Here is a 19089-nt window from a genome sequence, read left to right as displayed (position 1 = left end):
CGCGCCGGGCTCGCCCGGTTTCCATCGCTGGCGCGGCGCGCCCGCAGGCTCGCCCACACGGTCTCCAGCGCTGAGCCCGATGAAGCGCCGCGCGGTCGAGGCGCGCGGTCCAGAGCGCCGCCGGTCTGCCGGCGCGCACGCTCATTCCTCGGGATCGTCGCCCTTGGGCCCGGACTGCCCCGCTGCGGCCTCGTCGCTCTCCTCGCCGTCCTCCTCGGCGACCCCGGCGTCCGCCGCGCCCGGCGCCTCCGCGGCGAGCGCCATCCGCTCGGCGAGGGGCCGCTCGGGGAGCGTCAGCAGCGGCCCGTCGCCGAGCTCGCCGAACATGTTGAGGTACGCGTTCATCGCGTGGCACACCGAGTCGGTGCGCACGTAGCGGTCCCGCACGCTCCAGAACACCCCGCCGGCGGCCGCCTTCGGGTTCTTCACCATGAAGGAGTTCTCGGGCCCGTAGGTGTATTGCAAGATCTGCCGGATCGCCGCGACCACCGCGTCCTTGTACCGGTCGCAGCCCGGCATGGACTTCGTTCGGCAGTGGTGATGGACCTCCGACATCACCTCGGCGAGCCACCCGCTCCCGCTGCTCGAGAGCGACCGCTGCCAGCGGCCGTAGCGGTAGGCGTCCTCGGGCCTGCGCCACTGCCGCTTCACGAGGTCGTCGGCGCAGCGGAACACGGTCTGCTCGACGCGCGGATCGCCGCTCGCCTTGGCGAAGTCGAGCAGCGACTGCACCGCCCACGAGCTCGAGATCGGGTTGGGCTTCCTGTACTCGTCGCCGAGGAAGCAGCCCTTCTTGGCGATCCTGGCGAGCAGGAAGTCGGCGGTCTGGGCCGCGGCGTCGAGGTACTTCTTGTTGTTCGTGGCCCGGTAGGTGCGCGACAGCGCGGAGAGGACCTGTCCCGTGTAGAGCGTCGACTCCTTCCCCTGGACCTTCCACGCGCCGCCCTCTTGCCCGACCAGGGCCGAGCGCACGCTGCCGTCCGGCCGTTGCATCGAGATCAGCCATTCGGCCGCGATGACGGCGGACTCCAGGTACTTCTTCTCCTTCGTGACGTTGTAGAGCTCGATCAGCGTGAAGATCGACTTCGACGCCGTGCCGACGACCAGCCGGCGCTCGGGGCGCTTGCGCTCCAGCTCGAACGCGTAGAAGAACGCGCCGGCCGTCCGATCGTGCGTCTCGTGGCTCTGCATGCCCATCATGAAGCCGGCGGCCTCGGTCGCCGTGCGGAGCAGGCGCGGGTCGGGCTTGTAGGCGTGCAGCTTCAGCAACGTCAGCGCCGTGGACGCGGTGTAAATCGTGTGGAGCTCGTCCTCGAACCGGTCGGCGGGCGCGTGATAGTACTTGTGAACCCCCTTGTGCGCCGGATCGATGACGCGCAAGAGATAGCCTTTGCCGTCCTCGATGCGCTTCGCGAGGAGGGCCTTGTCGAGGGCGCGGACCGGCACGAGCCCCTGGGTGAGCTCGAGGCCCTTCCCCTTGCGCTCGACGCTCTCGATCATCGACTCGTGATGATCCGGCAGCTCCACGACGAGCCGCGCGCCGGCGAGCGCCTCGCGCGCGCCCCCCGCCGCGGCCACGGCCCGCCGCGCGGCCTCCTTCAGCGCGACGCAGAGCCCCGCGTCCGACGCTTCCCCGCGGGCGATCTGCGTCCCTTCCTGAAACCCCATCACGACGGCGCGGAAGGGCCGTTTGGACGACAGGGACAGATCGCACGTCACCTTGTCGCCGCCCGCGGCCACCTGGCGGACGAAGGCGACGGTGCGATCGCGGAAGGTGTCATTGTCGAGCTCGGCGCCGGCGCCGCCGCCCTCCAGGACCTGGATCGCCGGGTCGGGCACCCGGGGCAGATTCGCCGCGATCTGGGCAGCGAAGCGGTCGTCGCTCTGGGTCGCGGCGACCTTCCGGACCGCCGGGGCGCCGGTCGCCGCGGCCGGCGCGGCGGCGTCGGGCTTCCCGGCCGCGGCCTCCTCGGCGGGCTTGCGGCCATCGCAACCGATCCCGAGCGCGGAGGACACGGCGGCCACGGCCAAAAGGGTTGCGACGGAGAGAGCGCGTGAAGACGGCATGGACGAGGTCCCCGGAAGCAGCGATATCGACGCGTACCAAGAACCCCGAGGCCCCGCAAGGCCGAACGGGGACCGCCGCACCCCGGAGTCGGGCGCTCGCCGCCCGTCGCCGCGACTCGATGCTCACATCGGCGCCGCGTGTACGCGCCGCCGCGCGTGTCGTGCGCGCGGCGAGCCCACTACCGCCTGTGACGGCCGCGCGACAGCGAGGCTCCTAGATGTTTCTGGGTGATTCATCGCTTGCGCCGATGGCGCGGAGACGGCGAACTACATGGGTTTCGTGCCCTCATCGGGCCTGAGACGAAAGGAGCCGGGTGGCGGGATGCACTTCTTGATACAACGCCATACAGCGTTGACATCGTGGCTCGGGGCGGCCCTCCTCGCGATCGGTCCGGGATGCGCGGCCGGAGCGGCCGCGGAGGATCCGGCCGAAGCCGTCGAGCGCCTCGGCGGGAGCACGTCGTTCGTGTCGGCGGACGATCTGCCCACGATGTTTTACGGGGAAGAGGAAGAAGGAGAAGAAGAAGAGGAAGAAGAGGAAGAAGAGGAAGAAGAGGGGGAAACCGAGCTCGAGGAGGGCGACATCTACCGGGTCCTCGGGGACGGGCATCTCCTGAACCTCAACAGGTACCGGGGCCTGCAGGTCATCGACATCCATGATCCGGGGAGCCCGGCGGTGGTCGGCCAGATGCCGGTCGCCGGGACGCCCGTCGAGATGTACGTCGATGGCGACCGCGCGATCGTGCTGCTGAACGACTGGGTCGGGCTCCGCGCCACCCCGGGCAGCCTCATCCTGGATCGCCGCGCTGGCGGGGCGGTCCTGCTCATCGAGCTCACCAACCGGAACGCGCCCGAGCTCCTGTCACGATTCGATGTACCCGGAACCATCCAGACGAGCCGTTATGCGAACGGCGCCACCCGGGACGCCCTTTATGTGGCCAGCACCAACTGGGGGTGGACGGATCTCGGGAACGATCAGTACGAGTGGCACAACGAGGCTGTGGTCAAGAGCTTCGAGGTGACGGAGGGCGGGCTCGTGGAGCGCAGCCAGCTCGATCTCGGCGGGTACGTGACGGACATCCACGGCGAGGGAGACGTCCTGCTCGTGGCGCGGGGGCCCGAGGGCTGGGACGACGAGAACAGCCGGGTGTCGCTCGTCGACATCTCGAGCGCCGACGGTTCCATGGCGCTCCGCGATACCGTCACCGTGGACGGCTATGTGCGCTCGCAGTTCCACATGGACTTCCGCGACGACATGCTGCGCGTCTTCTCCGGCCCGCAGTGGGGCGGCGGGGCGAGCCACCTGCAGACGTGGGACGCCTCGGACCCGGACGACCTCACGCCGATCGACGAGGAGGACTTCGGCGACGGACAGGCGCTCTTCGGCGCCGTCTTCCTCGACGACCGGGCGTTCGCCGTCACCTACCTCCGCGTGGACCCCTTCCACGCGTTCTCGATCGATCCCGACGGCGACATCGAAGAGAAGAGCGAGTTCATCGTCTCCGGCTGGAACGACTTCTTCCGCCCGGTGCTCGGCGCGACCCGCCTCATCGGGATCGGCGTGAACGACGAGGGCGGGACGCGCAGGCTCGCGGCCAGCCTGTACGACATCACCGACCTGGAGAACCCGAGCCCGATGCTCGCGCGCGCCGAGGTGAGCGGGGACGACGGCGGCTGGAGCTGGTCGGAGGCCAGCTGGGATCACCGCGCGTTCACCGTGCTCGACGGCGCCGTGAGCGTGGAGGCGCCGACCGGCGAGACCGAGACGGGCCTCGTGCTGCTGCCGTTCACCGGTTACGACACGGCGAGCGGCGCGTGGAAGTACGCGTCCGGCGTGCAGATCTTCACGTTCTCGGGCGCGACCCTGACCCGCCGCGGGGTGATGCGCCACGCCTCCCCCGTGCGCCGCTCGTTCCGCGTCGACCCGAGCACCGCGGCGAACGTGTCCGAGACGCAGCTCAGCCTCCACGATCAGCGCGATCTCGACGCCCCGGAGAAGCTCGGCGCGCTCGACCTCGCGCCGCCCTACAACGCGATCTTCGCGTACGGCGATCACCGCGTGCGCATCCGCAACCCCGAGCAGGACGCCTGGCATCGCGAGCCCGACGAGATGGCCCTGGCGGAGGTCATCTCCGCGGACGACGACGCCGGCATGGCGGCGCCGCTCGCGACCATCCCGGTCGCGCCCGACGCGAGCTACTACAAGGTCGGCGACGACCTGCTCGCCGTCGTGACCTCCCGGTACGTGCGCTGGCCGGACCACGAGACCACGATCAGCGTCGTCGATGTCTCGGACCCACGAAGGCCGCGGGCGGCGGGCCAGCTCGTCACGACGGCCCTGCCCCCGACCTACGGCGCTTCTTACGATGGCGACGATGACCAGCCGACGAGGGTCCACGTCACGAACAGGTCGCTCACGTTCACGCGCAAGACCGACTCCTGGTCCGATCTCGGCCCGGGCGAGGAGTGCGCGTCGCACGTCGCGTACGCTCACGGCGACAACGCCTGCACGGGACTCGACGGCTGCACGTACTATACGGGGCAGCGCACCTGCCAGTCGCGCGACGGCGGGCCGGAGTACTGCGCGGGCGGGTTCGCCGCGTGCACGACGCGCCTCGGGGCCGAGGATGCCTGCGCGCCGGTCCTCGACGCGGCCGCGCTCGGCGGGCTGATCGAGTCGTATTGTTACGCTGGCGACCTGGTCCGCCGGATCCGGCAGATGAGCGTCCACGTGGTCGACCTCTCGGACCCGGATCATCCGACCCTGGCGCCGCCCCTCGCGCTGCCGGCCGACGAGGACGCCGTGAGCTCGCTGTCGCACGCGGGCGACGTCTACGTCTCCGTCAAGCTGCCGGCCGCCGTGCCCCACGACCCGCGCCCCCACGCGCGCTATTTCCTCCGGCGCGTCGACCTGTCCCACCCGAGGGCGCCCGCCCTCGGCCCGGCGATCAACATCCCCGGCGAGGCCCTCGCGATCCGCGGCGCGAAGGTGTTCACGCGCGATCGGGTGTGGGGGCCCTCCTTCATCGAGCCGGCGCTCGCGAAATCGACGCTGCACGGCGGGCTCGCGCACCTCAACAACTACCAGGAGCTCACCGGCAAGGCGCTCGGCGACACCATCCTCATCGATCAGCACCAGAGGGCGCTCGTGACGTACGGCGAGCGGAGCTGGCCGACGTACTGGCGATGGCGCTACGGCGACGGGTCCGGCAGCTTCGCGATCCTGAGGGCCAGCGACACGAGCTCGTCGCCCGGGTTTGACGTCCTCTCGGAGACGCCCGTGGCCACGTGGATGACGCTCATGCCCGTCTCCGCCGAGCGCCGCGCGTTCTTCAACGTGTACGGCGGCACGCTGATGGTCGACTACGACGACCCGCGGAGCCCCGTGGCGCAGGCGTTCTTCCACGGCGCGCGGCTCCCCCGCGTGCTGCTCGATCGGGCGCGCGACGAGGTCCTGGTCGCCGCGGATCGGTACGGCATCCACCAGCTCGACCTCGACGCCTCGAACCTCCTGCCGTGATCCGCGAGGGAGGCGGCGCGCGCCTCCCCTGCCCCGCCCTCCGTCCCTTCGCCGCCCGGCGCGCCGCGCGCTACGCTTCCCGGATGGGACCGGCGCAGATCAAGGGCAAGAACGTGGACATCAAGCTGTGGACCCGGCCGGAGGAGGTCGAGCCGGTCGCGCTGGAGCAGCTGCGCAACATCAGCGCCCTGCCCTGGGTGTTCCACCACGTCGCCGCGATGCCCGACGTCCACTTCGGCAAGGGCGCGACCGTCGGCTCGGTCATCGCGATGCGGGACGCGGTCGCCCCCGCCGCCGTCGGCGTCGACATCGGCTGCGGCATGGGCGCGCTCCGCACGAACCTCACCGCGGCCGACCTGCCCGACGACCTCAAGCGGATCCGGAGCGACCTCGAGCGGGCGATCCCCGTCGGGTTCGCCGCCCACGACACGCCGCTCAAGGGGTTCGCGGGCCTGCCGCTCTGGGACGAGTTCGCGAGCCTGACCCCGAAGGTGAAGGGGCTGTTCACGAGGGCGCGCTGTCAGCTCGGCACGCTCGGCGGCGGCAACCACTTCATCGAGCTCTGCCTCGACACAGACGGCGGCGTGTGGCTGATGCTCCACTCCGGCTCGCGCAACATCGGCAAAGAGCTCGCCGAGATCCACATCGCCACGGCGAAGAAGCTCGCCCACAACCGCGACCTGCCCGACCGCGAGCTCGCGGTGTTCCTCGCCGGCACGCCGGAGATGAAGGCCTATCGGCACGACCTCTTCTGGGCGCAGCGCTACGCCCGCACGAACCGCGAGGCCATGTTCCACCTCGCCGAGGGCGTCCTCCGGCGGCACTTCCCGCAGCTCGAGATCCAGGAAGCCATCTATTGCCATCACAATTACGTGGCAGAAGAGATCCATTTCGGTGAAGAGGTGCTCGTGACGCGCAAGGGCGCGATCCGCGCCGGCAAGGGCGAGCTCGGCATCATCCCCGGCTCGATGGGCACGCGCTCCTACATCGTCCGCGGCCTCGGCAACCCCGAGGCGTTCGAGAGCGCGTCGCACGGCGCGGGCCGCAAGATGAGCCGCGGCGAGGCGAAGCGGCGCTTCACCACGAAGGACCTGGCCGCGCAGACGGCCGGCGTCGAGTGCCGCAAGGACGGCGGCGTCCTCGACGAGATCCCCTCCGCCTACAAGCCGATCGAGCGCGTCATGGAGGACCAGCGCGATCTCGTGGAGATCGTCGCGGAGCTCCGGCAGGTCCTGTGCGTGAAGGGTTGACCGACCGGCGCGGGCCCTGCCGCGTCGCCGCGAGGCGCGCCCGGGGTTCGCGGTCCCTTCCCGCCCTGCTCTCGGCTACCATGCGCGTCGCAGGCGCGACGCACGCCGCGATCGGACGTGCCGCGCGCCGCAGCGCAGGGAAGTCATGAAGTCGGACTGGATCGATCTGGGCCCCGTCTCCGAATTTCCGGCGGAGGAGCCCGTGCTCCGCAAGGACGACGCGGGGCGGCGCTTCGCCTGCGTCCTCCGGGGCGGCGAGGTCCACGCGCTCGACGATCGTTGCCCTCACCAGGGCTACCCGCTCTCCCAGGGCGCGCTGCGCGGCGGCGTGCTGACGTGCGCGTGGCACAACTGGAAGTTCGACGTCGCCTCGGGCGCCTGCACGTTCGGCGGCGAGCCGGTGCGGCGCTACGCCACCCGCATCGACGGCGGCCGCGTGCTGCTCAACCGGGCCGTCGACACCGCTTCCGAGGTGCGGCGCCTCGTCGCCAGCCTGCGCGAGGCGGTCCTCCGCGACGACCCGGCGCGCGCCCTGCGCGACGGCCTCCGGCTGGGCGCGCTCGGGCTCCACCGCATGGAGACCGGCCTCGGCAGCCTCCACCTCGCGTTCGAGGTGCTCGCCAAGGACGGGGCCGAGCGCGCCGAGTACGGCTTCGATCACGGCCTCGCGCTGCTCTCGGATCTCTGCGCCTGGGTCGAGCGCGGCTGGGTCCCCGCCGAGGAGGCGTTCGTGGTCGCCGCCCACGCGATCGGCGAGGCGTCGGCCCGGCTCGGCCCGCGCGGCAAGGGCGCCGGCAGGGCGACGGCCCGCTCGCCGCTCGCGCGCATCGTCGAGTTCGAGCTCGACGAGCCGGAGAAGGTGAGCGAGGCGCTCGCGGCGGAGCGGCGCGACGAGGCCGAGGCGCGGATGCGCGAGCTGGTCGAGGTCCGCGGCGCCGCCGGCGCGCGCCGGGCGCTCCTGCCCTTCGTCGCGCAGCACCTCTACGACTACGGGCACGGCGCGATCTTCCTCGCGAAGGCGCTCGAGCTGGCCGAGCGGTTCTCGTCCGCGGCCGACGAGGTCCTCGCCGCCTCGACGGTGCAGCTCGCCTGGGCCACCGCCGACACGAGCCTGCCCCCCTTCGCCGCCACGCGCGCCGCGCTCGCGCGCCTCGCCGAGCTGCCTCTGCCCGGCGCCGAGGCCGCCGCGGAGCCCGCGAGCTCGAGCGGCGCCGGCCCGGCCGCCGCCGGCGCCGCGCCGCTCGACCCGGCGGAGCGCGCCGCCTTCGAGGCGGAGGTGCTCGCCGGAGAGCGGCCGGCCGTGGAGGCGACCGTGCGCTGGCTCGCGCGCGGCGCCGGCCCGCTCGCGCTGCTCGTCGCGATCGGCCACGCCGCGGCCGTCCGCCTCGCGCGCTTCGACTCGGCCTGGGAGCAGCGCCTCGACGCCGAGGTCGGGGTGCTCGACGTCACCCACGCCGTCACCTTCGCGGAGGCGGCGGCCGCGCTCGGGCGCGAGGCCCCCCCGCGCGAGGCCGCGCAGCTCGCCGTGCTCGCCGCCGGCTTCGTCGGCAAGCTCCGCGACGCGGACGCCGCCGCGCCGCCCGCGTCGACCACGCCCGCGCCCGGCGGCACGCTGCTCCAGGCGGCGGAGGCGCGCGACGTCGGCGGGGCGCTCGCGATCGCGCGCGAGCTCGACGCCGGCGGACGCCTCCGCGCCTTCGCGGAGCTCGCGCCGTTCGCCGCGCTCGACGCCGCCGTGAGGCCGATCTTCACCGCGCACGCCGTGAAGACGCTCGAGGCGCTCATGCGGCTCGAGTCGTCCGATCCGCAGCCCGACGGCGCGTACCTCGAGGCGCTGCTCACCTACGTGGTGCCCGTCCGGCGGGAGCTCCACGCGCGCCGGCTCGCGGCCGTGGCGAAGAAGTTCATGTCCGATGGTCGTCCACCCGAGGGGCTGTATTGAGCCGCGCGGCGCCGCGCGCGGATCCGCGGCTCCGTCAGGTGGCCAGACTAGGGACCATCATGCATACTGATCGTCTATGCGGCTTGAGCCTGGGTCCCACGTAGCGCCGCACCTTACGCTGGTCAGCCTCCTCAGGATGGGGGGGATCGGCAGCATCTGGACGGCGCACCATCTCGGGCTCGGCAGGGACGTCGCCGTCAAGTTCATCTCTGCGTCGCTCGCGACCGACCCGATCGCGGTCGCCCGGTTCCACCGCGAGGGCGCGCTCATGGCGAGGATCAAGAGCCCTCACGTGGCCGAGGTCTACGAGCACGGCGTCGCCAGCGGCGGCCTCCCGTACATCGTCATGGAGCTGCTGCGCGGTGAGGAGCTGTCCGACCGGCTCGCGCGCTCCGGTCGCCTGTCCCTGCAGGAGACGGTCTCCCTGGTCTCGCAGCTCTGCAAGGCGCTCACCGCGGCGCACAGGCTCGGGATCATTCACCGGGACATCACGCCGGAGCACGTCTTCCTCGCCGACGACGGCGGGAGCACCTCCGTCAAGCTGCTCGATTTCGGCGTGGCCAGGGGGGATGTCGACCCCGACGGGACGACGCTGACGGCCACGGGCGCGGTCGTCGGCAACCTCGTCTACATGAGCCCGGAACAGTTCTTCAACCCGAAGAAGGTCGATGGCCGCTCGGACCTCTGGTCCGTGGCCGTCATGGCGTACCAGGCGCTCATCGGCGCGCCGCCGTTCGAGCAGAAGGGGCTCGAGGCGCTGCTGGGCGCCATCCGTATCGGCATCTTCCCGCTCCCGAGCGAGCGCTCCGCCGACGTCACGCCTGCCCTCGACGCGTGGTTCGTCAGGGCGCTGTCCCGCGATCCGACCGGCCGCTTCGGCTCGGCCGAGGAGATGGCGGACGCGCTGCACCGGGCCATGGCCGCCGGGCCGCCGAGCCCTGTGGGCGCGCCCCCCGAAGCGGGCTAGCCTAGCCGCCATGGCGCGCGCCCGCATCCCGAGCCGTTCCAACCACGAGCTCGTGTTTCGCAGCGCCCGCAAGGGCGAGGAGGGCACGCTCGCCACGGTCGCCTACCGCGCGTTCCAGGCGGGCGATCCGGAGGCGTGGCTGCGGTATTTCACCGAGCACGCGCACCTCGCCCTCGACAACGTGATCGTCGCGGAGACCGACGGCCAGCTCGTCGGGCACGTCTCCTCGCTCGACCTGACGATGAGCTTCGCGGGCGCGGACGTCCCCTTCCAGGGCCTCGCGTCCGTGGCGGTGCTCCCGGAGTTCCGCCGCCGGGGCATCGCGGATCGGCTCGTCCGCGAGAGCCTCCGCCGCATGCGCCGCCGCGGCGAGGCGCTCACGCTGCTCCACCCCTTCCGGCTCTCGTTCTACCGCAGGTTCGGCTTCGGCGTGTGCGAGCTCCGGGACGTCGTGCGCACCTCGCCCGACCGGCTCCCGGACTCCGTGCTGCGGCGCCACGTGCGGGCCTTCTCCCGCCCGCGGGACGAGCCGCTCATCAAGCAGGCCTACGACCTCGCGCGGGCCGACACCACGGGGCAGCTCTCGCGGAGCGACTACTGGTGGGACGTGCGCGTATTCAAGCGCTCCCCGAGCGGCGCGGTCTACGTCGATCCGGGCTCCAAGGCGATCGCCGGCTACTTGCTCTTCGATGTCCCGGAGGGCGGCTCTTACGGCGTCCAGCAGCTGCTCGTCCGCGAGCTCCGCGCGCCGACGTCGGGCGCGTACCGCGGGCTCCTCGGCTTCCTCGGCGCGCTCGGCGATCAGTATGAGGTCGTGGAGCTGGTGCTGCCCCGCGGCTACGGCGCGCCGCTGCTCGACGAGCCGGGCATCCGCGACGAGCCGACGGTGTACGAGACGGCGTCCCGGCACCCCGGCCTGTGCCCGCCCGTGCACATGGCGCACCGCCGCAACGTCCTCGGCCTGACGGCGGCCGGCGCGATGGGGCGCATCGTCGACGTCGCCGCCGCGCTCGCGCTGCACCCGTCGCCGCGGAAGCACGGCGTCCGCGGGGCCATCGGCCTCGACGTCGAGGACCCCGTGTTCACCGACGCGCCGCGCGCCTTCGACGTCACCTTCGCGGCCCGCGGCGTCCAGACGGCGCCCGGCAGCACGGCGGGCGACCGCCTCTCGTTATCCATCGAGCGGCTCACGCAGATCTATTTCGGCGCCACGTCGGCGCGCGACCTCCTGAGCCAGGGCTTCGTGGTGGGCAGCGCCAAGGCGGCCGCGCTCCTCGACGCGGCGTTCGCCGGCCCCCCCCTGTTCCTCGGCGCCTACAACGGATTCTGAAGCGCGGCGCGCCGCTCAGGTGCCGCGCCGGTTCCGGAGGAAGAGCTTGAGCGAGCGCGCGATCAGCGCCGTCTGCTCCCCGCCCTTGCGCGTCTCGGTGGCCGCGTCGTCCTGCGTGTCGACGAGGAGCTGCCACGGCCTGGGATCGTCGTCGAAGGGGAGCAGGAACGTCAGGTCGCACTCCGAGGCGTTGAGCATCAGGACGAAGTCGTCGTCGACCAGCCGATCTCCGGCCTCGTCCACGTCGTCCAGCCCCTCGCCGGACAGGAACACCCCGAGGCACTTCGTGCACGGGTTCGACCAGTCCTCGTCGGTCATCAGCTCCCCGTCGGGGCGATACCACTGGATATCGTACGCCTTGCCGCCGCGGATCGGGCGCCCCTTGAAGAACGTCGAGCGCCGGAGCGCGGGGTGCTCGTGCCGGATGCGGAGGCACTTGCGCGTGAACTCCAGGAGCGCGCGCGACGGCTCGTCCCAGGTCCACGGCTGCCAGGTGAGCGGGCTGTCCTGGCAGTACCCGTTGTTGTTCCCCTCCTGCGTGCGCCCGCGCTCGTCGCCGTGGAGGATCATCGGCGTGCCCTGCGAGAAGAGGAGAGACGCCATGATGTTCCGCATCTGGCGCGCGCGCAGCCGGAGGATCTCGGGGTCGTCGGTCGGCCCCTCGGCGCCGCAGTTCCACGAGCGGTTGTCGTCCGCGCCGTCGCAGTTGCCCTCCCCGTTCGCCTCGTTGTGCTTGTGGTTGTACGAGACGAGGTCCGCCAGGGTGAAGCCGTCGTGGGCCGTGACGAAGTTGATGCTCGTGTACGGCTTGCGCCCGCTGTTCTCGTAGAGGTCGCTGCTCCCCGTGAGCCGGAACCCGAGATCGGAGGCGACCTCGCCGGCGCCGCGCCAGAAGTCGCGCAGCGTGTCCCGGTAGCGGCCGTTCCACTCCGCCCAGCGCACCGGGAAGTTGCCCACCTGGTAGCCGCCGGGGCCGACGTCCCAGGGCTCGGCGATGAGCTTCACCTGGCTGAGCACCGGGTCCTGGTGGATGATCGTGAAGAAGCTCGAGAGCTGCTCGACGTCGTGGAGGCCGCGCGCCAGCGCCGCCGCCAGGTCGAACCGGAACCCGTCCACGTGCATGTCGAGGACCCAGTACCGCAGCGAGTCCATGATCAGCTGGAGCGTCTGCGGGTGGCGCACGTTGAGGGTGTTGCCCGTGCCCGTGTAGTCGAAATAGTAGCGCTCGTTGCCGGGGACGAGCCGGTAATAGGTCGGGTTGTCGATGCCGCGCAGGCTCAGCGTCGGGCCGAGGTGGTTGCCCTCGGCCGTGTGGTTGTAGACGACGTCGAGGATGACCTCGATGCCGGCGGCGTGGAGCGCCTTCACCATCTCCTTGAACTGCCGGACCTCGGACGCCACCTCGGCGCCCGCGCGGTAGTCGACGTCCGGAGCGAAGAAGCCTATCGAGTGGTAGCCCCAGTAGTTCCGGAGCCCCTTGTCGAGCAGGAACTTCTCGTGCACGAAGGCGTGCACCGGCAAGAGCTCGATGGCGGTGATGCCGAGGTACCGCAGGTACCCGATGATGGCCGGGTGGGCGATGCCCAGGTAGGTGCCGCGGAGTTCTTCCGGGACCTCCGGGTGCAGCATCGTCAGGCCGCGGACGTGGGCCTCGTAGATGACGCTGCGGTGGAACGGGACGTACGGGCGCCGGTCGCCGCTCCAGTCGAAGGAGGGGTCGATGACGACGCCGAGCGGGGCGCCGAGCGCCTCGCCGTCGGCCATCACGAGATCGCCGTCCGGCTCGCCGCTGCGGTGGGCGAACGCGTTGGCGTCCCACCGGACGCGCGACGCGAGCGCCTTGGCGTAGGGATCGAGCAGGCGCGCCCGGGGGTTGAAGCGCAGCCCTCGCTCGGGCGCCCACGGGCCGTGCACGCGATAGCCGTACTTCTGCCCCGGTCCCACGTCGGGCACGTAGACGTGCCACACCAGCGAGGTGCGGTGGCGCATCGGAAGGCGCTGCTCGTTCCCCTCGTCGTCGACGAGGCACAGCTCGACCGCTTCGGCGTTCTCCGAGAACAGCGCGAACTGCGTTCCAACGCCGTCCCATGTCGCGCCGAGCGGGTAAGGATCCCCGGGTCGCAATCCCTTGCGCTTCTGGTTCATGCTGTTCTCCAGGCCGGGAGTGGGCCCCCCCGTCTCGGCCTTGTTGCGGTGCGCGTGTGTTCGCTGGGCTAGGCCACGTGGCTGCGGCGGCTGTGCATGACGTCGGTCACGGCGTCCGCCACGCTCCGCGCCATCCCCTCGGCGATGCGGAGGGTCTGGGCCTGGTCGCCCTCCGGGGTGCAGAACCTGAGGCGCTCGATCATGTCCGCGAGCCGCCGGGCTAGCTCGCACGCCTCAGCGATGGAAGCTGATGACTCGAGGGAGGCCCTCCGCTGCGGGAGGGGGACCAGTTCTTCGGTCGGCGTCATCGGGGTTGAAATCATGCCTGGCTCCTTCGATATCGGTGATGCCTACAGTCAGCTACCACGGAGAGCAGGCATCATGCCAGCAACACTTCCGTGTGTGCGCTCACCGCGGACACAACAGCCGGCCGCTTCAAGGTGGCGCTTGGGGAACAAAACCGCCACACATGGGGCGAATTGTCTCCCCCAGCGTCTGCCATCGGTGCCCCGGACAGCCAGATGCCAAAATTGTAAGCACATTGCGCGCCCTTGAGGGTAAGGTCCCGACAACGGACGTCCTGGACGGCCGTGGGACCTCTGCCGGGACAGGAGATTCGGCTTCATGCCGCCTGCGCGCCCCCGGTGGTGAGGCTGTATGGGACGAGCGAGCGGGCGTGCCGGGGGCGCTCGTCCCCGCCCGGCGGGGGCTGGGTGATCGGGTCCGGCGCGGGTCCGCGGCCGGGTACCGTGGCAGGCGCGGCGGCTCGACAGCCACCGCCGCTGGCCGCTGCGCAGGAGTCGCGCCGATGGGCCGCGGCGCGCCTCGGCCGCTCCGTTCCGGCCGCTCCGTTCGTCGTTTCAGTGCTCTTCGCCCTGATTCATCTTGACTCGAGCGCCGGGAGCGCGGCGCGAGATCCTGTGCGAAGCGCTCGCGCGCCGCGGGCGCGCCCGGGGGCCGATCGCGCACATCGGGAGAGGCCGTCTCGGCCGCGGCGTGGACGAACGAGGCGGCTGTAGCAGCGCCCAGGGGGGCCAGGTTAGACTCCGGTCCGCCGCGGCGGCCGCCGGTCCAACGCGCCGCGGTCGAGAAAGCTCATGATCGGAACACTCCAGGCGAAGCTCCAGTATCTCAAGAACAAGAACCTCCACAACTGGCTCGGCGGCTACGCCCGCCAGAGGATCGAGAACGCCCGCAGTCCGCGTCCGATCGGCCCGCGACACCTCCTCTTCGCGGTCTGCGACCACTGGGAGCCGGGGTGGGAGAACGCCACGCCGGAGGTCGGCGACGCGCGGGTGAGGGCGTGGTCGGAGCGATATCCCGAGATGGCCGGCGCCTACCGCGACGCGGACGGCCGGCACCCGCGCCACAGCTTCTTCTTCCCGGGGGAGCAGTACACGCCCGGGTGGCTCGACGCGCTGGCGGATCTCACGCGCCGCGGCTTCGGCGAGGTGGAGCTGCACCTGCACCACCACAACGACACGGAGGAGAACCTGCGCGCGGACATCCTCAGGTACCTGGGGATCCTGGGGAAGCACGGGCACTTCTCGCGCGACGCGGACGGGCGCATGCGATACGGGTTCATCCACGGCAACTGGTGTCTGGCGAACTCCGGGCGGGACTCGCGGAACTGCGGAGTCGACGCGGAGCTCCCGCTCCTGTTCGAGACCGGCTGCTATGCCGACTACACGTTCCCGTCGGCCCCTGACGAGTCGCAGCACGGCATCGTGAACCAGATCTACTGGCCCACCGGCAACCTGGCGCGCCGGAAGGCCCACGCCGTGGGCGCCCGGGCCAAGGTCGGCGAGGTGCTGGAGGACCGGATCCTGATGATCGAGGGTCCGCTCGCGCTCGCGCTGACGCGCCGGGGGAACCGGGTGCGGGTGCGGATGGAGTACGGCGCGCTCCAGGCGGTCGATCCGCCGACGCCGGACCGGGTGAAGACGTGGGTGGATCAGAACATCCACATCGAGGGGCGGCCCGAGTGGGTGTTCGTCAAGGTGTACACGCACGGGGCGCCCGAGGATCAGGCGGAGTCGCTGCTCGGCGCGGGGAGCCACGCGCTGCACCGGGAGCTCACGACCCGGTACAACGATGGTAAGGAGTGGGTGCTCCACTACGTGACCGCGCGCGAGATGTACAACATCGCGATCGCGGCGCTCGATGGCAAGACGGGCAATCCCGGGGACTACCGGGATTACCGGCTGAAGCCGCCGCCCTGCGCGAGCTGACGCGCGGGGAGATCCGGCCTCCGGGGGCCCCGTGGGAGGGGGCTCGACAGAGCCTCAGCCCGCGCCGCGCCGCTCCCGGAGCACCTCCTCGAGGAGCGCGTAATAACGATCCCCCACGACGTCCCACGAGAGCGCCCCCACGCTGCCCCGCAGCGCCTCCGGATCCCACGCCATGTCCAGCGCGCGGACCAGCGCGTGCCCGAGCGCCTGCGGATCGCCTGCGGGGACGAGCAGGCCGTTGCCTCCCGGCCCCTCGCACACGAGCTCCGGCACGCCGCCCACCCGCGTCGCGACGACGGGGCGGCCCGAGGCGAGCGCCTCCAGCACGACGTTCGGGCAGCCCTCGCGGCGGCTCGGCAGGCAGAACACGTCGCACGCCGCCATGTACTCCGGGATCTCCGCGGGCAGCGCCCAGCCGTACAGCCGCGCCCGGTCCGCGAGGCCGAGCGCGCGCACCCGCGCGCGCAGCGGCTCGAGCAGCTCGCCGCCGCCGACCATCATGAGGTGCACGTCGCGGCGGCCCGCCTCGGCGAGGCGCGCCATCGCCTCCACGAGCACGTCGACGCCCTTCTCGGGCACGTGATAGCCCGCGTAGAGCACCACCTTCGCGTCCACCGGCAGACCGAGGCGCTGCCGCGGCTCGACCCGGTCCCGGATCGAGAACCGCGCGCCGTCGACCGCGTTGAGCTGCACAACGACGCGCTCCCGCGGCACCCCGAGCTCCACGAGGCGCTCGCCGAGCGCCCCGCTCACCGCCACGACGCGGGCGCAGCGCTGGAGCGCCGGCGCGATCTGCGCCCGCAGCACGGCGTCCCTCGGCTGCTCGTTGATGTCGCTGCCGAGCACCGTCGTGACGAGCGGCACCCCCGCCTCCCGCGCGAACACGTCCGCGGCGACCGTGTCGGGATAGGCCCAGGCGGCCAGGATCACGTCGTAGGGGAACTCGCGCCGGAGCCCGGCCATCGTGCGCCCGAGCGACGCGCGGATCGCGCGCGCGTGCAGGCGCGGCTGCCCCGGGATCGACCAGTAGGTGGGGAACAGCGCGTCGATGCCGGTGTGCGACTCGCGCGTGCCGCCGATGAGCTCCCGCGACGCCCCGCGCACGCGCGTCCACCAGGGCGTCGGGGCCACGAGCCTGAGCTCGCAGCGGCGCGCGAGCGCCCGGTACGTGTGATAGCTGTACGGCGCCATCGTCGGCAGCCGCATGGAGGGGTAATGGTGGGTGAAGACGAGGACCTTCATCGCGCGCTCGCCCGTCACCCGAGGCCGAGATAGAGCTGCTCGTACTTGCGCGTCATCTTCTCGAACGAGAAGTCGTCGCGGACCCGCGCGTGCCCCGCCTCGCCGAGCCGCCGCCGCAGCGCGGGATCGCGCGCGAGCCGCTCGATCGCGGCCGCGAGCGCGTCGGGGTCGTCCACCGGGACGAGCAGTCCGTGCTCCTCGCTCCGCACCACCTCCGGGACGCCGCCGACCGGCGTCACCACGACAGGCAGGCTGCGCGCCATGGCCTCGAGCACCGCGAGCGGCAACCCCTCGTCGCGCGAGGGCAGCACGAAGAAGTCGGCGGCGAGGAGCAGATCGGGCACGTCCTTGCGGAACCCGAGGAAGCGCGCCTCCTTGCCGTGGATCCCGAGCTCCCTCGCGAGCCCGTGGATGCGGTCGCGCTCGTCCCCGTCCCCCACGATGAGGACGGTGACCGCGACGCCGCGGTCCCGCAGCCGCGCGAGCGCCCGGAGCAGCACGTCATGCGCCTTCACCGGGTGGAACGCGGCCGGCATGATCCCGACGAACGCGCCGCCGGACGGGCCCGCGGGCTCCGGCGACTCCGCGGGCTCGGGCGATGCCGCGGGCGCTGGGTCGGCGCCGAGGCCGAGCTCGGCGCGCACCTCCGCGCGCGTCCGCCGCGCCGGGGCGATGTCGATCCCGTTGTGAATGACAGAGATGTTGCCGGCGATGCCCACGGCGCCGCTCTTGTCGGCCGTGTCCTGCGAACATCCGACGACGGCGTCCGTCGCCCGCCACTCGAAGCGCGAAGGAACGCGGATGATCCCGCGCGTCTGGGCGTGATCGGTGAAGACGAGCCGCGCCCGCGTGAGGAGCTTGCCGACCGTGGCGTAGTGGAGCGCAGTGGGGTTGTGCGCGTGAATGACGTGCGGACGCGCGCGCGCGAAGGTCAGCGCCGCGTGCGCCGCGCGCGCGGGCAGGCGCCCGCCGAGCACGGTGGCCGGCAGCGCCCGCTGCCGCGCCAGATCCGCGAGTGGCCCGCCGCGCAGGGCGAGGATGGAGGCGTCGTGGCCGTGGCGCCGCTGCGCCTCGGCGAGGCGCAGCACGAAATGCTCCATGCCTCCGCCGTTCAGGCTGCTCACGACATGGACGATCCGCAGCGTCGAAGTCCCCATGTAGGGTTGCTACCCGAATCGGGTCTCCTGTTGAAGCGCAAACCGCATCGCGCGCCGTCACCCACGTTGCCAACACGCCTCGCCGGGGCGACTGCGTTCGTGACGTTTGGCGCGCGGTCGCGACGAGTCGCGCCGAGTCGCGCCGAGTCACGCGCGGTCGCGACGAGTCGCGTTCGCCGCTGCTCGTTCGTGCTCGTCGCTGCTCGTTCGTGCTCGTTCTTGCTCGTTCTTGCCCAGAGGGCGCCCCGGATCGCGGGGTCATCCTACCACCTCGCCTCGCCGTCACCGCACTTTTGATTTGGCGAGCGGAAGCGGCTACTAGACGGGCATGAACCCTGAACTTCGGCGCGCCCTGGACGAAGGCCTGCGCCGCGTGCCAGGCATGAGCGCCGCGGCGAGGCTGCTCGCCGTGCGGCTCGAGACCGTCAAGGCGCTCCTCGCGCGCCGGCTCGACGAGAACCCGCTCCCGGTGCCCGACGCCGTCACCCCGAGCGACATCCCGTCGGTCGCCGAGCTCGGCCCCGGGGACAGGGTGCTCGCCGAGCTCGATCAGGACGGCTTCGCCTTCGCGCTCCACCCGGCCGACGTCCCCTTCTTCAACCGCCGGAGCGAGAAGATGCCGCGCCTGCGGTACCGGCTGCACGTCGTCCTGCGCCGCGGCTACGTCTGCGTCCGCAAGCGCTTTATCGGCCAGCCGCGGAACGCGCCCGCGAGCGCGCACCTCTCCTCGCTGCTCGGGCTCTTCTTCTACAACGAGGCGGCCGCGCTCCTCCGCCTGCGCGATCTCCCCAGCGTGCCGAGGATTCGCGATCTCCACCTCACCACGCGCACCCTGTTCGTCGACTACGTGCGCGGCCAGACGCTGCAACATCAGGTCGCCGCGCGCGGGCAGAAGGTCCTCGACATCGACCTCGCGCCGCTCGGGCAGCTGTTCGATCCGGACCGCGATCGGCGCGAGATCGAGGCGTTCGCGAGCGGCGGCGGCGAGGCCTACCGCGGCCGCATCGAGGAGATCGTCCGGGCGATGAACGCGCGCGGCGTCGCGCCGCTCGACGTCAAGCTCGGCAACGTGCTCATCGGCGAGAAGACGGGCGCCCTCTACTGGGTCGATTTCGAGCGGGCCGCGATCGAGGGCGCGCCCCGCTACCGCGAGCAGCTCGCGGAGCACCATGACCTCGTGAATCGGTGGTTCGGGCTCTCCCTCCCGGGCGACGGCGGGGCGTGAGGCGCGGCGGGTG

At 71.9% G+C, this 19089-nt stretch carries 12 protein-coding genes; 7 read left to right on the top strand and 5 right to left on the bottom strand.

The window, feature by feature from the left end:
* Positions 1-141 precede the first annotated feature (141 nt).
* Positions 142-2025: a D-glucuronyl C5-epimerase family protein gene (locus tag WME83_RS08990; RefSeq protein WP_437318849.1), complete on the bottom strand. Its 1884-nt coding sequence runs from the start codon at positions 2023-2025 to the stop codon at positions 142-144.
* A gap of 364 nt (positions 2026-2389) precedes the next feature.
* On the opposite strand from WME83_RS08990, the gene WME83_RS08985 reads away from it, so the two are divergent.
* From WME83_RS08985 to WME83_RS08965, 5 genes are all read left to right on the top strand, one after another.
* On the top strand, positions 2390-5587 hold the full coding sequence (locus WME83_RS08985) for a beta-propeller domain-containing protein (RefSeq protein ID WP_437318848.1): 3198 nt from the start codon (positions 2390-2392) through the stop codon (positions 5585-5587).
* An 83-nt stretch (positions 5588-5670) separates the two neighbouring features.
* Positions 5671-6837 (top strand): RtcB family protein, encoded by a 1167-nt coding sequence (locus tag WME83_RS08980; RefSeq protein WP_437318847.1) that lies wholly within the window; start codon positions 5671-5673, stop codon positions 6835-6837.
* Between the two features lie 145 nt (positions 6838-6982).
* Positions 6983-8779 carry a Rieske 2Fe-2S domain-containing protein gene (locus tag WME83_RS08975; protein WP_437318846.1) on the top strand — a complete coding sequence of 599 codons (1797 nt, stop codon included), beginning with the start codon at positions 6983-6985 and terminating at the stop codon, positions 8777-8779.
* A 136-nt stretch (positions 8780-8915) separates the two neighbouring features.
* Positions 8916-9746 carry a serine/threonine-protein kinase gene (locus tag WME83_RS08970; RefSeq protein ID WP_437318845.1) on the top strand — a complete coding sequence of 277 codons (831 nt, stop codon included), beginning with the start codon at positions 8916-8918 and terminating at the stop codon, positions 9744-9746.
* Between the two features lie 10 nt (positions 9747-9756).
* A complete protein-coding gene (locus WME83_RS08965; protein ID WP_437318844.1) occupies positions 9757-11076 on the top strand; it encodes a GNAT family N-acetyltransferase in 1320 nt (439 codons plus the stop codon).
* Positions 11077-11091: 15 nt separating this feature from the next.
* Here WME83_RS08965 and glgX read toward each other — a convergent pair whose 3' ends face one another.
* Both glgX and WME83_RS08955 read right to left on the bottom strand, forming a co-directional pair.
* Complete coding sequence (gene glgX / locus WME83_RS08960) at positions 11092-13221, bottom strand: glycogen debranching protein GlgX (RefSeq protein ID WP_437318843.1); 2130 nt, start codon at positions 13219-13221, stop codon at positions 11092-11094.
* Between the two features lie 68 nt (positions 13222-13289).
* Positions 13290-13424 (bottom strand): hypothetical protein, encoded by a 135-nt coding sequence (locus WME83_RS08955; protein ID WP_269084122.1) that lies wholly within the window; start codon positions 13422-13424, stop codon positions 13290-13292.
* Positions 13425-14318: 894 nt separating this feature from the next.
* Between WME83_RS08955 and WME83_RS08950 the strand changes: the two genes are divergently transcribed.
* Positions 14319-15452 (top strand): hypothetical protein, encoded by a 1134-nt coding sequence (locus WME83_RS08950; RefSeq protein WP_437318842.1) that lies wholly within the window; start codon positions 14319-14321, stop codon positions 15450-15452.
* 54 nt (positions 15453-15506) lie between these two features.
* On the opposite strand, the gene WME83_RS08945 is transcribed toward WME83_RS08950, so the two are convergent.
* Together WME83_RS08945 and WME83_RS08940 are read right to left on the bottom strand one after the other, a co-directional pair.
* Entirely contained in the window at positions 15507-16694 is a 1188-nt protein-coding gene (locus WME83_RS08945) for a glycosyltransferase family 4 protein (RefSeq protein WP_437318841.1), read from the bottom strand.
* A gap of 14 nt (positions 16695-16708) precedes the next feature.
* Positions 16709-17851, bottom strand: coding sequence for a glycosyltransferase family 4 protein (locus WME83_RS08940; RefSeq protein WP_437318840.1), 1143 nt, complete (start codon positions 17849-17851; stop codon positions 16709-16711).
* A gap of 328 nt (positions 17852-18179) precedes the next feature.
* On the opposite strand from WME83_RS08940, the gene WME83_RS08935 reads away from it, so the two are divergent.
* The gene (locus tag WME83_RS08935) at positions 18180-19076 is read left to right on the top strand and encodes a hypothetical protein (RefSeq protein WP_437318839.1); all 897 of its coding nucleotides are present in this window, start codon (positions 18180-18182) and stop codon (positions 19074-19076) included.
* Positions 19077-19089: the final 13 nt, after the last annotated feature.

Source organism: Sorangium sp. So ce385 (genome assembly GCF_051474135.1).
Lineage (GTDB): Bacteria > Myxococcota_A > Polyangia > Polyangiales > Polyangiaceae > Sorangium > Sorangium cellulosum_D.
The sequence above is the reverse complement of the archived record's forward strand: the minus strand, read 5'-3'. Positions and strand labels throughout refer to the sequence as shown.

Bases quoted from the DNA above. Each gene is read 5' to 3' on its own strand.
- WME83_RS08985 (WP_437318848.1), top strand. From the start codon at position 2,390: ATGCACTTCTTGATACAACGCCATACAGCGTTGACATCGTGGCTCGGG.
- WME83_RS08980 (WP_437318847.1), top strand. From the start codon at position 5,671: ATGGGACCGGCGCAGATCAAGGGCAAGAACGTGGACATCAAGCTGTGG.
- WME83_RS08975 (WP_437318846.1), top strand. From the start codon at position 6,983: ATGAAGTCGGACTGGATCGATCTGGGCCCCGTCTCCGAATTTCCGGCG.
- WME83_RS08970 (WP_437318845.1), top strand. From the start codon at position 8,916: ATGGGGGGGATCGGCAGCATCTGGACGGCGCACCATCTCGGGCTCGGC.
- WME83_RS08965 (WP_437318844.1), top strand. From the start codon at position 9,757: ATGGCGCGCGCCCGCATCCCGAGCCGTTCCAACCACGAGCTCGTGTTT.
- glgX (WP_437318843.1), bottom strand. From the start codon at position 13,221: ATGAACCAGAAGCGCAAGGGATTGCGACCCGGGGATCCTTACCCGCTC.
- WME83_RS08955 (WP_269084122.1), bottom strand. From the start codon at position 13,424: ATGATCGAGCGCCTCAGGTTCTGCACCCCGGAGGGCGACCAGGCCCAG.
- WME83_RS08950 (WP_437318842.1), top strand. From the start codon at position 14,319: ATGATCGGAACACTCCAGGCGAAGCTCCAGTATCTCAAGAACAAGAAC.
- WME83_RS08945 (WP_437318841.1), bottom strand. From the start codon at position 16,694: ATGAAGGTCCTCGTCTTCACCCACCATTACCCCTCCATGCGGCTGCCG.
- WME83_RS08940 (WP_437318840.1), bottom strand. From the start codon at position 17,851: ATGGGGACTTCGACGCTGCGGATCGTCCATGTCGTGAGCAGCCTGAAC.
- WME83_RS08935 (WP_437318839.1), top strand. From the start codon at position 18,180: ATGAACCCTGAACTTCGGCGCGCCCTGGACGAAGGCCTGCGCCGCGTG.